General features: G+C 74.0%; 1 protein-coding gene. It reads left to right on the top strand.

The window, feature by feature from the left end; all coding sequences use genetic code 11:
• Positions 1 to 184: 184 nt before the first annotated feature.
• Positions 185 to 598 carry a hypothetical protein gene (locus tag ACWFR4_RS48965; protein ID WP_453658479.1) on the top strand — a complete coding sequence of 138 codons (414 nt, stop codon included), beginning with the start codon at positions 185 to 187 and terminating at the stop codon, positions 596 to 598.
• The last annotated feature ends 3 nt before the right edge of the window (positions 599 to 601 follow it).

The raw sequence follows: 601 nt of genomic DNA, 5'->3' as shown, positions 1-601 counted from the left end.
CACCCCCCCCAACATCGGCGCGGGCCCGCCCCAGTGGGGGGTCGGCCACAACCCCCCCCCTCCCCCCCCCCCCGCCCCCCCGCGCCCCGTGCGGGCCGGGCCCCCGCCCCCGCCTGGGGGCGGGCCCCCCGCCGCGTCCCCGCCCAAGGCGAAACCGCCGACACCCCGGCCCGGGGTGAGAGTGGTGACCAACGCCCCGCGCCGTGGTCCGGGTCGGCAGACTCAGTCGTGGCGGGCCCCAGTCCTCGGTCTGTTCGACCGCGCGAGCTCGAACCCGCCGTTCGGCGCCGTCGCCCGCAGCTGCGACACCTCCACCCACCGGCCCCGGAAGTTCGAGTACCACGCGATCACCGCAGCTGCCCGCGTCGCCAAGCGCGGCATCTTCATCGTCCCCCGCGCCTCGATCTACGACAGCCACCCCTGGCAACGCACCACGGACTGTCTGCGCTTTACCCACGAGACCGGCATCGAGCTGGCAACGACCTGGATGCACGTCGACGCCTTTCGCGACCAGTGGGGCGACCCGACACCGCAAGTATCCGTCGCGTACGCCGACTTCCGGGCACCTTCACAATCGGCCAGGCAACATCCCGCCTGACCA

The organism is Streptomyces sp. NPDC055140 (genome assembly GCF_053607285.1).
The sequence above is the reverse complement of the archived record's forward strand: the minus strand, read 5'-3'. Positions and strand labels throughout refer to the sequence as shown.